This is a genomic window from Sphingomonas sp. SP5 (assembly GCF_058313455.1).
Window position 1 is genome coordinate 94,954 of the sequence record NZ_JBZFLF010000005.1, and the last position, 12,643, is coordinate 107,596.

General features: G+C 68.7%; 15 protein-coding genes. 1 reads left to right on the plus strand and 14 read right to left on the minus strand.

The genetic code is table 11. The features are described from left to right. Position 1: 1 nt before the first annotated feature. From AC4GY7_RS13230 to AC4GY7_RS13285, 12 genes are all read right to left on the minus strand, one after another. Positions 2-1,483, minus strand: coding sequence for a hypothetical protein (locus tag AC4GY7_RS13230; protein WP_491114933.1), 1,482 nt, complete (start codon positions 1,481-1,483; stop codon positions 2-4). A 94-nt stretch (positions 1,484-1,577) separates the two neighbouring features. Beyond that, positions 1,578-2,063: a hypothetical protein gene (locus AC4GY7_RS13235; protein WP_491114935.1), complete on the minus strand. Its 486-nt coding sequence runs from the start codon at positions 2,061-2,063 to the stop codon at positions 1,578-1,580. An 11-nt stretch (positions 2,064-2,074) separates the two neighbouring features. Beyond that, positions 2,075-2,611: a demethoxyubiquinone hydroxylase family protein gene (locus tag AC4GY7_RS13240; protein ID WP_443584348.1), complete on the minus strand. Its 537-nt coding sequence runs from the start codon at positions 2,609-2,611 to the stop codon at positions 2,075-2,077. Next, a complete protein-coding gene (locus AC4GY7_RS13245) occupies positions 2,608-3,090 on the minus strand; it encodes a disulfide bond formation protein B (protein WP_491114939.1) in 483 nt (160 codons plus the stop codon). The genes AC4GY7_RS13240 and AC4GY7_RS13245 overlap by 4 nt, the downstream gene beginning before the upstream one ends. Continuing rightward, positions 3,087-4,445 carry a S41 family peptidase gene (locus AC4GY7_RS13250; RefSeq protein ID WP_443584350.1) on the minus strand — a complete coding sequence of 453 codons (1,359 nt, stop codon included), beginning with the start codon at positions 4,443-4,445 and terminating at the stop codon, positions 3,087-3,089. The genes AC4GY7_RS13245 and AC4GY7_RS13250 overlap by 4 nt, the downstream gene beginning before the upstream one ends. Before the next feature lie 130 nt (positions 4,446-4,575). After that, a complete protein-coding gene (locus AC4GY7_RS13255) occupies positions 4,576-5,733 on the minus strand; it encodes a murein hydrolase activator EnvC family protein (protein ID WP_491114943.1) in 1,158 nt (385 codons plus the stop codon). A gap of 2 nt (positions 5,734-5,735) precedes the next feature. Beyond that, positions 5,736-6,158 (minus strand): 23S rRNA (pseudouridine(1915)-N(3))-methyltransferase RlmH, encoded by a 423-nt coding sequence (locus AC4GY7_RS13260; RefSeq protein WP_491115362.1) that lies wholly within the window; start codon positions 6,156-6,158, stop codon positions 5,736-5,738. Position 6,159: 1 nt separating this feature from the next. Beyond that, complete coding sequence (gene rsfS / locus AC4GY7_RS13265) at positions 6,160-6,573, minus strand: ribosome silencing factor (RefSeq protein ID WP_491114945.1); 414 nt, start codon at positions 6,571-6,573, stop codon at positions 6,160-6,162. Continuing rightward, complete coding sequence (locus AC4GY7_RS13270) at positions 6,563-7,180, minus strand: nicotinate-nucleotide adenylyltransferase (protein ID WP_491114947.1); 618 nt, start codon at positions 7,178-7,180, stop codon at positions 6,563-6,565. The genes rsfS and AC4GY7_RS13270 overlap by 11 nt, the downstream gene beginning before the upstream one ends. Beyond that, positions 7,177-7,461 (minus strand): type II toxin-antitoxin system RelE/ParE family toxin, encoded by a 285-nt coding sequence (locus AC4GY7_RS13275; protein ID WP_491114949.1) that lies wholly within the window; start codon positions 7,459-7,461, stop codon positions 7,177-7,179. The genes AC4GY7_RS13270 and AC4GY7_RS13275 overlap by 4 nt, the downstream gene beginning before the upstream one ends. Next, positions 7,458-7,715: a hypothetical protein gene (locus AC4GY7_RS13280; RefSeq protein ID WP_491114951.1), complete on the minus strand. Its 258-nt coding sequence runs from the start codon at positions 7,713-7,715 to the stop codon at positions 7,458-7,460. Before AC4GY7_RS13280 ends, AC4GY7_RS13275 begins: the two co-directional genes overlap by 4 nt. A 31-nt stretch (positions 7,716-7,746) precedes the next feature. Then, on the minus strand, positions 7,747-9,009 hold the full coding sequence (locus AC4GY7_RS13285) for a glutamate-5-semialdehyde dehydrogenase (protein WP_491114953.1): 1,263 nt from the start codon (positions 9,007-9,009) through the stop codon (positions 7,747-7,749). A 62-nt stretch (positions 9,010-9,071) separates the two neighbouring features. Here AC4GY7_RS13285 and AC4GY7_RS13290 point away from each other — a divergent pair, with 62 nt between their 5' ends. Continuing rightward, entirely contained in the window at positions 9,072-10,142 is a 1,071-nt protein-coding gene (locus AC4GY7_RS13290) for a DUF3667 domain-containing protein (protein ID WP_491114955.1), read from the plus strand. A gap of 12 nt (positions 10,143-10,154) precedes the next feature. Here the strand turns inward: AC4GY7_RS13290 and AC4GY7_RS13295 are convergent, their stop codons facing one another. Both AC4GY7_RS13295 and ftsH read right to left on the minus strand, forming a co-directional pair. Continuing rightward, positions 10,155-10,520: a hypothetical protein gene (locus AC4GY7_RS13295; protein WP_491114957.1), complete on the minus strand. Its 366-nt coding sequence runs from the start codon at positions 10,518-10,520 to the stop codon at positions 10,155-10,157. Positions 10,521-10,603: 83 nt separating this feature from the next. Next, positions 10,604-12,583 (minus strand): ATP-dependent zinc metalloprotease FtsH, encoded by a 1,980-nt coding sequence (ftsH, locus tag AC4GY7_RS13300; protein ID WP_443584357.1) that lies wholly within the window; start codon positions 12,581-12,583, stop codon positions 10,604-10,606. Positions 12,584-12,643: the final 60 nt, after the last annotated feature.

The following is a 12,643-nucleotide window of genomic DNA, read 5'->3' on the forward strand; positions in this document are numbered from 1 at the left end:
GCTAGACCCGGCGTACCTGCCAGGCAAGCCAGCCCAGCGCGGGCAGTGCCAGCGCGGCCCAGCAGGCGAAGCCGGCCCAGGTGCTCCAGCCGAACCATTCGCTGGGGACGGTACGCAGGAATCCGCCGGCGAAGTTGGTCGCGATCACCCACTGCCATACCGGGAAGGTGGTGACGGGCGGCGCGAAGATGTCGGCGGAGGCGATGCAGGCGTTGATCGCGATCGATACGCCCAGCACCAGCATCATCGCCCAGCGTTCGCCGCGCGTGTGCGACCGCATCCATTCCGCGGCGAGGCCGAGCGCGAGCGGCCCGACGGCGGGAATGGCGAAGCGCGGGCCGGTGGTGTTGCCGCCGTCCCAGTAGACGTATGCGGCATTGACCAGCAGCACGACCAACGCGCTGCCCGCTGCGGTCAACGCCAAGATCCGGCGCTGTGGATCACGTCCCCACGCCCACAGGCCGAGCGGCGCCAACGCCAGCACCGGCGCGACCCAGATCAGGCCGAGGCGGAAGCTGAACAGGATCGATTGCAGCACCCGCGCGCGCGGCATGCCGAGCCCGAACAGGCCCTGGTGCATCCCCTCCCAGCCGACCACCCCGGAATAGCCGACGCGGAACGGCGTACCGAACGCGAGCAGGTTGTAGAGTGCGAGCGGCAGCAGCGCGACCACACCGGCCACCAGCGCCGCGCCGGCCAGCCGCCAGCGGTCCGGCCGTGTCCGCAGCAGCCAGATGCCCCATAGCGCGATCACTCCGCCCGCCAGCACCGCCTGATGCTCGACCACGACCGCCCAGCCGAGGCTAGCGCCTGCCACGGCGGCCAGCATAGCCGCACGCATTCCCCCGGCCAGCATGCCGCGCCAAATCGCCCACAGCGCCACAACATACAGGTCGGCGACTACGGCATGGCCAAGCAGCGTCGTCGACCATCCCCATACCGGTGTGCCGAGCGCATAGCCCAGAGCGGCGAACAGGCCCGCAGCGGCGCTGCCGGTGAGGCCGGCGGTAAGTTCGAACAGCAGCACGGCCGCCAGTGCGGTGAGCACCGCCGGACCGATCGCGCTGGCGATCCGGGTCCGCAGGCGCAGATAGCGTTCGAAGTCAGCACCGGCTGGGATCGGGCCGAAGCGGCTCGCGCGCTCGCCAGTCACCGCATCGGCGATCCACACCGCCGGCACCGCCATCAGCGTCATGCCGGGCGGCTTGTCGAGATAGGCGTGGCCCGCGAAACTCGCCTTGTCGATCGTCAGATAGGCGAATTCATCGATCGTCGCGTCGCCATCCTCGGCCAGGCTGACCGCCGCGAACAGGCGCGTCGCATTGTTGGCGTTGAGTTCCCACGAGCCGAACCAGGCACAGCTGAACCACACCAATGCGAACAGCACGATACGCACGGCGCGCAGCGTGCCGGACCGGCGATGCGCCGACATGGCCGACAGGGGCGGTGCCGGACGTTCGACGCTTTCGGTGATCGTCGCCAAGTCCGTCCCCCCTCATCGATCCCGACGCCGTTACCGCATCGAGAGAAGCGGGGCTATCGCCGATGGCCCGGGCGACGGAAAGCCACCCCTTGCGTCAGGGAATGCGCGCTTCCTCTGCCTTGCGGGCCTGGTTCTCCTTGCGCGCGGCGCGGGCGTTCTGGACGAAGCAGCCGGTCTGGCCACCGGCGCCGACCGTCGAGCAGGTGCCGATCCCGTTGACGCCGACGCCGGTGTCCAGCGTACCCTGCGCACGGGCCGCCCAGCTTTCGTTCTGCGGCGTCACCTGGAATTCGCGCAACTCCTTAGGCACGCGATATTGCTCGCGCGCGCTGCGCCGTTCGCAGATCACGATTTCCTGGCCATCGGTGTTGGTCGGGCAGCGTTCGTTGCCGTAGAGGACCAGGACGCCGTTGACCGGCGCGCGCTTGGCGACTTCGCCCGGCGTCTGGATGACCACCGGCTTGGCCGCGCCGGGCTGCGCCGGCTGCGGGCCGACCTGCTGCGCGGCGGCCGGAGCCGTCGTCAGCGCCATGGCCGCGATCATGCCCGCCATCGCGATCGTCGTCGTCGTCGCTCGCATATCCGTCCTCTTCAGATCCTCTTCGCCGCCGCGATCGCGACCTTGCATCCCAGTCGGATGAGGCCGCTCAGCACCGGGTAGCCGACCGCATTCTCGGCGCCCGCGGCCAGCGCATGGTCGCGATGCTCCAGCTCCTCCGCCTGGAAATCGGCGATGGCGGTGGAGAGTTCGGGGTCGCTCGATCCCAGTTCGTCCAGCTGATGCTGGTAATGCTTGTCGATCTCCGTCTCCACCGCCGCGGTGCAGGCCATCGCGGCATTGGGGCCGATCGCCGCGGTGATCGCGCCGAGCGCGAAGCCCGCCTTGTCCCAGAAGGGCTGGAACAGGGTCGGCCGCACGCCGCGCCGCGCGATCAGATCGTCGAAGAAGGCGCGGTGCCGCTCTTCCTGGCTCGCCATGTGGTGGATCGCGCGGGCCGCCGGGTGCCGGTCACCCAGCACGGCGAGCTGGCCCGCATAGATGCGCGTCGCGCCATATTCGCCCGCCTGGTCGACGCGGATCATCGCCTGCGTCGGTTCGCGCCGGTCGCCGGGTTTCCAGCGGTTCATCGTGCTTTCCTCATGCACCACAAGATAAGCATCGATCCGCCCAATGACAGGATGGCATTGAATCCGGCGAGCGAGACGCCGAACAGCGTCCATTGCGCGGTATCGCAGCGAACGACCGGTGCATGCATCAAGGCATCGAGGCGCGCCGCCGGCCCCAGTCCGCGCAGGTCGACGGTCTGCGTGCAGGCGGTGAAGCCGTTCCACCAACGATATTCGACGCCGGCATGGGCGACACCGATCGCGCCCGACACCGCGATCAGCAGCGCGGCGAGGATCACGAACGCCTTGGCGATGCTGCGTTGCGGCACCACGAAGGCGAGGACGGCAAAGGGCAATGCGGCATAATGCGGCCAACGCTGCCAATGGCACATCTCGCACGGGTAGAGATGGCCGATCAGCTGCGATCCCCAGGCGCCGGCGAGCAGGGCCGCGGGAAGCAGCAGCGCGATCCAGCGCCCCAGGCGTTCGGACCGGTTCACTTGGCCGCCGGCTTCGCCGCGGGGATCGGCCGCGGCTTGGTGGCCGCCGCCACCTGCGCCGGACCGCCGAGCCGCGCCACCGTCTTCAGCGCATAATAGAGCTGGAAGTCGTCGATGCCCTGCTTCTTGAGCTGGTCCGGCGTCATCGCGAAGCGCGGATCGTCCTTGGTATCCTCCTCGAGGATCTTGTTGTCGGCCTTCACCTCGTTGATGAGGTGGCGGCGCAGGTCCGCCTCGCGGAAGACGGGCCGCGTCTTGATGTCCGGATCGCTGATCTGCGGCACGCGGATGTCGGGTTCGATGCCGCCTTCCTGCACGCTGCGGCCGGAGGGGGTGTAATAGCGCGCGGTGGTGAGGCGCAGCGCGGTCTGCGGGCCGAGCTGGAGCAGGGTCTGCACCGATCCCTTGCCGAAGCTGCGTTCGCCCATCACCAGCGCGCGATGATGGTCCTGCAGCGCGCCGGCGACGATCTCGGAGGCGGACGCGGTGCCCGGGTTGGTCAGCACGACGACCGGCAGGCCATGCGCATCGTCGCCCGGCTTGGCGAAGTAGCGCTCAATGTCGCTCTTTTCCCGACCGCGCTGCGAGACGATCTCGCCATGATCGAGGAAGGCGTCGCTGACCGCGATCGCCTGGGTCAGCAGGCCGCCGCCATTGTCGCGCAGGTCGACGACATAGCCCAGCGGCCGGTGGCCGAGGCTCTTGTCGATCGCCATGATCGCGGCGCGCGTGTCGGCACCGGTCGATTCGGAGAAGGTGTTGATGTTGATGTAGCCGACATCGCCGCGCACCTCCCACTTCACCGGCTTCTGGACGATCACCTCGCGGTTCATCGTCACCTCCACCGGCTTGTCCTGGCCGGGGCGCACCAGCGTCAGGCTGATCTTGGTGCCGGGCTTGCCCCGCATCAGGCCGATCGCCTCATCCAGCGTGTCGCCGTAGATCAGCTTGCCGTCGATATGAGTGATGTAGTCGCCCGATTTCACGCCGGCGCGCCAGGCGGGCGTATCCTCCTGCGGCGCCACGACCTTGACCGCGCCATCCTCCATCTGGACGGTAAGGCCGAGACCGCCGTAATTGCCCTCGGTCTGGATGCGCAGGTTCTCGTAATCGAGCGCGTCGACGTAGCTCGAATGCGGATCGAGGCTGGCGAGCATGCCCTGGATCGCGCCCTTGATGAGCTTCTGGTCGTCGACCTTGTCGACATAGTCCGCCTTGATGCGGTTGAAGACGTCGAGGAACTGGTCGAATTCGCGATAGGTATCGGTGTCCACCGCCGCCATCGCCTGCGTGGCGAGCGGGATGAGGGACAGCGAACCGAGGATTGCGGTCGCGGTAAGCAGCGGACGGGCCATCGATCATCCTGAAGGCGGCGAGAAAACCGCGCACGTTTAGCCGTATTCTGAGGCCAGAGCAAAGCGGTGAGAGTAAAGCGCAGCACGGCTGAACGGGGGCTGACGGAGCGATGCCGGCCGATGCGCTGCGTCAGCCGAGCAGCGCGGCGATGTCCATCGGGCGGCCGCGGCGGCGCAGTTCGACGGTCACGCGCGGTTCCTCGCCGCCGGCCGCGCTGCCGATGCGGGTGCCGGCGGCCACCCTCTGCCCGCGGCGTACCTGCGCGGCGCCCAAGCCGGTGACGAGGCTGGTCCAGCCATCGGCATGGTCGATGATGACGATGACGCCATAGCCGCGGAACGGCCGCGCATAGCGGACGAGGCCGCCAGCGGGGGCGACGACGGGCGCACCCGGCGCGACGGCGAAGGTCAGCCCGCGTGAGCGGACGCCGGCGTCGGACACTTCGTCGAGCCCGGTCACCAGCCGGCCAAGCACCGGCAGGCGATAGACGCCGCGCACCGCCGCGAGCAGTTGAGCGCCCGGTGCGAGCGGGCGCGGCAGCGGCCCGGGCAGCGCGGCGAGTTCGGCTGCGGTCGCCTGTGCGGCATCGCCCTCTCCCAGCGCATCGACGAGGTCGCGCGCGCGTTCGCCGAGCGCCAGCGCCCGATCCGATTCGCTCATCGCATCGCGGCCCAACGAGCCGGCGCGGGCGCGGTGGGTCGCCTCCAGACGGGCGAGTGCGATCCGGTCCGCTTCCAGGCGCGCGCGCGCCTGGCGCAGCGCGGCCGCGGTCAGCGCGGCGCTGCCCTCCAGCGCGCGGGTGCGGGCGATTGCGCCGCGCACCGCATCGGTGCGGGCGCGGACCACCGGCAACGCGCCGCCGAGCACGGCGCGGACGTGGACGAGGTCGTCGACCGATCCCGGCTGGGCGAGCGCCGCCACCGTCGGACGCCGTGCAAGCGCTACCAGCGCGGCGAGCAATCGGGCGACCGGTTCCTGTTGCCGCCCCAGTGCCTGCTGCTGATCGGCGAGCAGGCGGCCGACGATCGCCTGCCGTGCGCGCGCGGCGGCGAGCGTCGCCTTCGCCGCCTCCACCCGCGCGGCGAGGGCGGCCTCTTGCCCCCGCGCCCTGTCGGCGGCATCGCGTTCGGCCACCGCCTTGCGGGCAAGATCGTCTGCCCGGCGCGTGGCGACGGCGGCATCCCGCTTGGCGGCGGCGAGGCGCTGACGCTGGTCGGGCAGCGACTGGCCGTAGGCGGGAAGAGCGAGCGCGATCAGGGCGAGGCAACAGGCTGCGCGGCGTGGCACGCTCATCCCTCCCGATGATAGGGATGCCCCGCGAGGATCGCCGTCGCGCGGAACAGTTGCTCGGCAAGCATGGCGCGCGCCAGCATATGCGGCCAGGTGGCGCGGCCGAACGACAGCAACAGATCCGCTCCGGCACGCTCGGCATCGTCGAAGCCGTCCGCCGCGCCGATCATGAAGCGCACCTCGCGCGTGCCGGTATCGCGCCACTGTTCGAGACGGCGGGCAAAGGCCATCGATCCCAGCACCTCGCCGGTTTCGTCCAGCATCACCCGGATCGTCTGCGCCTCGACCGGCGGCAGTTTGCCACCGGTATCGGGCAGTTCTGTGACGCGCGTCGGCCAGGTGATCCGCTTGAGGTAGCGGGTCACCAGCTCGGCCTCGGGCGAGCGCCCGATCTTTCCACGCGCCACGATATGGAGGAGGATATCAGGCCTCTGGATCGGTCTGCGGCAGCGGCTTCAGCGACGACGACACGGTATCGCCGAACTGCCACATCCGCTCGAGATTGTAGAAGGTGCGCACCTCGGGCCGGAACAGGTGGACGATGACGTCATTGGCATCGATCAGCACCCAGTCGGCGGTCGGCAATCCCTCGATCCGCACGCTGCGGCCGAACTCCGCCTTGATCTTTTCGGCAAGCTTGGCCGCCATCGAGGCGACCTGTCGCGTCGAACGGCCGCTCGCGATCACCATATGGTCGGCGATCGACGACTTGCCGGCGAGCGGGATGGAGATCACCTCCTCCGCCTGGTCGTCGTCGAGCGACGCCATGATGAGCCGGTGCAGCGCCTCGACCTCGGCCGGATCGGCCGGCCGCACGGCTGGGGTATTACTCGCCAAGGGTACTCCTGGGTTGCTGGGCCGGATGGCGCCGGTGCCAGTCGGGATCGGCCGCGCGGGCCGCGGTGGCGGAGGTCGGGTCGGGGCGGAAGCGCAACAGCACGAGTGCCGGCAATCTCCACGTCGTCCAATGCTTCGCCTGGCCTGCGGGCCGTTGGAAGCGCCGCAGCCAACCCATCGCGACGCTCGCGCGGGCCTGCCCGTCATACCCCGGACGCGCGATCACCGCAATCGGCATCGTGCGCGCGATCTCCCGCCAGCCGCGCCAGCGATGGAACTGCGCCAGATTGTCCCCGCCCATCAACCAGATGAACCGACGCCGGGGGTAGCGGCGCTGCAGCTTGCGCAACGTGTCGAGCGTGTAGCGGGTGTGCAGCCGCGCCTCGATATCGGTCGCGCGGATCGGCGCCCGCCGCGCCTGCCGCCGTGCCGACGCCAGCCGTGTGGCGAGCGGCGCCATGTCGGTTGCGCCCGCCTTCAACGGATTGCCCGGCGACACCAGCCACCACGCCTCGTCGAGATCGAGCGCACGGATCGCGGCGAGCGTGATCCCGCGATGCCCCCGGTGCGCCGGGTTGAACGATCCACCGAGCAGGCCGGTCTTCATCGTTCGATCCAGTTGCTGCGCGCATGACTGACGCTGAGCACCGCCAGCCGATCGGCAGCAACGTCATAGAGCAGGATGCAGGGTGTACCGGGTACCCGCCACTTTCGCGCGCCGTGCCGATCGGCGCGCGCGCCCAGCATCGGAAACTCGAGCAAAGGGGTGATCGCCGTTGCGATCCGATCGATGATGTCAGCCGCCAGATCGGGGTCGATCCGGTCGTAATGATCGGCAATATCGAGCAATTCACGCTGCGCTTGCGTCGGCCAGACGAGGCGGATCAATGCGGGCGCACCCGATCGTCTTGCCACCGTCGCAGGGTCGCGAGAAAGTCTTCGTGATCGTGATAATCACCGGCTGCGATCTGCGCACGCCCCCGTTCCAGCCGCTCGGTCAGACCCATCGCCTCGTCCGCGGCACGGCGCAGGGCATCGCCTGCGAATTGTTCCAGACTCACCCCCAATTGCAGCGCCGCCGCCTCGATCCTGGCGAGCGTCGCCTCATCGATGTCGGTCGCGATGCGGGCAGGAGCGTTCATGCCGACAACCTACGCCCGCGCCCTGCCCACATCAACCGCGCACCTGCCCCGCGCCGCGGCCGATCCATTTGTAGGTGGTCAGCCCCTCCAGCGCGACGGGTCCGCGCGCGTGCAGGCGGCCGGTGGCGATGCCGATCTCGGCGCCCAGGCCGAATTCGCCGCCGTCGGCGAATTGCGTCGAGGCGTTCCACAGCACGATTGCCGAATCCACCAGCGCCAGGAACCGTTCAGCAGTCGCAGCATCGGCGGCGACGATCGCGTCGGTGTGATGCGAACCATAGCGGGCGATATGCGCCATCGCCTGCTCCACCCCATCGACCATCGCCACCGAGCAGATGGCGTCGAGGTATTCCGTGCTCCAGTCCGCCTCTTCGGCGGGCGCGATGCCCGGCGCGATCGCCTGCGCCCCGGCATCGCCGCGCACCTCGCAGCCGGCATCGCGCAAGGCCGCGATGAGGCCGCTGGCATCGGCATAGGGACGGTCGATCAACAGCGTCTCCATCGACCCGCAGATGCCGGTGCGGCGCATCTTGGCATCGACGACGATGCGATGCGCCATCGCCGGATCGGCGGAGCCATCGACATAGACGTGGTTGATCCCGTCCAGATGGGCGAGCACCGGCACGCGTGCCTCCGCCTGGACGCGCGCGACGAGGCTCTTGCCGCCGCGCGGCACGACGAGGTCGATGGCGCCATCCGCCGCGAGCATCGCGCCGACCGCAGCACGATCGGTGGTCGGTACCAGCTGCACCACGTCCACGGGCAGGCCCGCCTCCGCAAAGCCCGCCGACAGCGCCGTATGGATCGCGCGATTGCTGTGCACCGCCTCCGACCCGCCGCGCAGGATCGCGGCATTGCCCGCCATCACGCACAGCGCGGCGGCATCGGCGGTGACGTTGGGGCGCGATTCGTAGATGATGCCGATGACGCCGATCGGCACGCGAACGCGGCTGAGCTGCAAGCCATTGGGCCGTTCCGCACGATCGATCGCCTGCCCGACCGGATCGGCGAGCCCCGCCACCGCCTCGACACCGGCAGCCATGCCGTCGACGCGGGCGGGATCGAGCTTCAGCCGGTCGAGCAACGCGCCCGAGAGCCCCCGCGCCTCACCCGCTGCCATGTCACGGGCATTGGCGGCGAGGATCGCGTCCGCATCGGCGCGCAACCGTGCCGCGGCGGCACGGAGCCCCTCGGCCTTGGCGGGGGTCGGCAAGCCTGCCAGCGTGCGCAATGCGATCCGGGCGCGGCGGCCCATCTCGGCGATCAATTCGTTCGGATTTTCGATGTCGGCCATGGCGTTCATTACCATGCGATCCCCTCTCGCGCCACGTCCGGACGCTTGCTAGGCTGGTACGCATGTCGGGGGATATCGCAGCAGCAGGGGACTTCATCACGGGCGCGCTCGCCGCGCACGCGGTGGAGCCGCACGCCGGGGACACGCAGGGTCATGCCCATGGAGGGTTATGCCTCAATTGCGGCACGCGGCTGATCGGCGCGCATTGCCACGCCTGCGGCCAATCCGGTCACGTCCACCGCACGATCGGTGCCATCGGCCATGAGATTGCCCACGGCGTGTTCCATTTCGAAGGCAAGATCTGGCGGACGCTGCCGATGCTCGTCTGGCGGCCGGGCGACCTGACCCGCCGCTACGTCGCGGGCGAGCGCGCGCGGTTCGTATCGCCGCTCGCGGTATTCCTGTTCACCGTGTTCCTGATGTTCGCGACGATCAGCGCACTGGGCGGCGACATCGCCGAACTGGTGACGCCGGAGCGGATCAGCAGCAACATCGTCGGCTTCGCGCGCGGGGTGGAAAAGGCACAGGCGGGCCTCGACAAGGCCGAGGCGCAGCGCGCGAAGCTGGTCGCCGCGGGCAAGCCGACGCGCGAGGTGGATCAGGAGATCGCCGCACTGCGCACCACGATCGCCGCGCTCAAGCGGACCCAGGCAGGCGATGGCCCAAACGACCAGTTCACGCTGACCAACGCCAAAACCGGCTGGACGGCGCTGGACCATGGCATCGCAAAGGCGAACAAGAACCCCGGCCTCGCGCTCTACAAGCTGCAGACCAGCGCCTATAAGTACAGCTGGCTGCTCATCCCGATCTCGACGCCGTTCGTGGCGCTGATGTTCCTGTGGCGGCGACGGTTCGGCCTGTACGACCATGCGATCTTCGTCACCTACAGCCTCGCCTTCATGATGCTGATGGTGATCGCGCTGATGCTGATCGGCGTCGCGGGAATCGGCGCAGGCTGGGTCGTGCTCGGCGTGTTCGTCATCCCGCCGGTGCACATGTTCCGCCAGCTGCGCGGCGCCTACAGCCTGCGCAAGCGCTCGGCGCTGTGGCGTACCGTGGTGTTGCTCGTCTTCGCCTGGACTGCGCTCATCACCTTCGCGCTGCTGCTGGCGATGCATGGGTTGACCGACTGACGGGAGTGGCGATCAACACGGAAAGCGCTTCGCCAGCACCTTTGCATAGCCGTCCTTGAGCGGCAGCCGCCTTTCCGCGGGGGAGAGCGCGTCGAGGCCGGCGAGCATGTCGAGGATGCCGATCTTTTCGCCGTCGGGCATGCAGGCGATTGGCGCCTTGCCGGCCGCCTTGCGTGCGGCACCCTCGGCACGAAGCTGGCGGGTGGCGGCGTCGGCCTCCGCTTTCAGGACTTGATAATCGGGGTTGGTGAAGGCGGTGAAGGGGTTGGCGCGCAGCGGCGCGGCCTTCGCCAGGAAGGTGCCGACACTCATCGCCGCCGAAGCCGGCGCGGCAAGCCCGAGCGAAACGGCGAGGGCGATCAGGACCTTATACGACATCGGCGGCACTCCCAGGGGAATGCCGCCGATTAGGCGTGTCATGCTGACGGGTGGCTGAACCGCCCCGTGCCCCGCCCGTGCCGTCAGGCGCCGAGCGGGCTCGGCTGGCCGAACGGACCGCCGGGACGGCGCGTCTTGGGGATCGAGGTGCCGGCCCGCGGCACGCTCGCCTTGGGACCCGACGGATCGGGGCGACCGAGATCCTCGCCGGCGATCAGCTTCTTGATCTCGTCGCCCGACAGCGTCTCATATTCGAGCAGGGCACCGGCGAGCAGGTGGAGCTGGTCGACGTGATCGGTCAGCAGCTGCTTGGCGCGGGTCAGGCCGCCCTCGACGATGCCCTTGATCTCGTCGTCGATCAGCTGGGCGGTGGCATTTGACATGCGCACCGGCTGGCTGGACGAATAGCCGAGGAAGGATTCGCCCTCCGGCTGGGCATATTCCACCGGGCCGACCTTGTCGGACATGCCCCATTTGGTGACCATGTCGCGGGCAAGACCGGTCGCATATTGGATGTCGCCGGACGCGCCGCTCGACACCTTGTCATAGCCGAAGATGATCTCTTCGGCGACGCGGCCGCCCATCGCCACCGCAAGGTTGGCGTACATCTTGTCGCGATGGTAGCTGTAGCTGTCGCGCTCCGGCAGGCGCATCACCATGCCCAGGGCACGGCCACGCGGGATGATCGTCGCCTTGTGGATCGGGTCGGACGCCTGCTCGTGGATCGAGACGATGGCATGGCCCGCCTCGTGATAGGCGGTCATCCGCTTCTCATCCTCGGTCATCACCATGCTGCGGCGCTCGGCGCCCATCATGACCTTGTCCTTGGCCTCCTCGAACTCGGCCATCGCGACGAGCCGCTTGCCCTTGCGCGCGCCCATCAGGGCGGCTTCGTTGACGAGGTTGGCGAGGTCGGCGCCCGAGAAGCCCGGCGTGCCGCGCGCGATGACGCGAGAATCGACGTCGGGCGCCAGCGGCACCTTCTTCATATGCACTTCGAGGATCTTGACGCGGCCCTCGATATCCGGCCGCGGCACGACCACCTGGCGGTCGAAGCGGCCCGGACGAAGCAGCGCCGGATCGAGCACGTCGGGGCGGTTGGTTGCCGCGACGATGATGATCCCCTCGTTCGCCTCGAACCCGTCCATCTCGACCAGCAGCTGGTTGAGCGTCTGTTCCCGCTCGTCGTTGCCGTTGCCGAGGCCGGCGCCGCGATGGCGGCCGACCGCGTCGATCTCGTCGATGAAGACGATGCAGGGGGCCGACTTCTTGGCCTGTTCGAACATGTCGCGGACGCGGCTGGCGCCGACGCCGACGAACATCTCAACGAAGTCCGAGCCGGAAATCGTGAAGAACGGCACGCCCGCCTCACCCGCGATGGCGCGGGCGAGCAGCGTCTTGCCGGTGCCCGGCGATCCGACCAGCAGCGCGCCCTTGGGGATCTTGCCGCCCAGGCGCGCGAACTTGGTCGGATCCTTCAGGAAGTCGACGATTTCGGTCAGCTCGCTGCGCGCCTCGTCGATGCCGGCGACGTCGTCGAAGGTGACCTTGCCTTCCTTCTGCGTCAGCATCCGCGCACGGCTCTTGCCGAAGCCCATCGCGCCGCCGCCGGTGTTCTTCTGCATCTGCTTCAGCACGAAGAAGGCGATGCCGAGGAAGAGCAGGAAGGGCAGCGAGTTGATGAGCAGATACTGCCAGATCGACGTGCCCTCGTCCGGCTTGGCCGAGATCGACACGTTCTTCTGGCGCAGATGCTGCACCAGCGACGGATCGGCGATCGGATAGGTGCGGAACTTGTCGCCGCTCGAATAGGTGCCGGAAATCACGTCGCGGCTGATCGCGACATCCTTGACAGTGCCTTCGTCGACCTGGTCGAGGAATTTGGAATAGGCGATCGTGTTGCCGCCCGCCGTGCTGGTGCGGCCGTCGAACATGGTCACAAACAAGGCCAGCGCGAGGAGAATGCCGACCCAGATCAGCAGGCTCTTCATCCAGGGATTTCCGCCCCCGTTGCCGCCATCATTGCCGCCATCGCCACGCGGCTGCTTGTCGTTGTCGTTCATGGAAAGCCTTTCAGCCGCCAAGATAGGCGCATGGAGGTTAATGGCAATGGAACGGGAGCC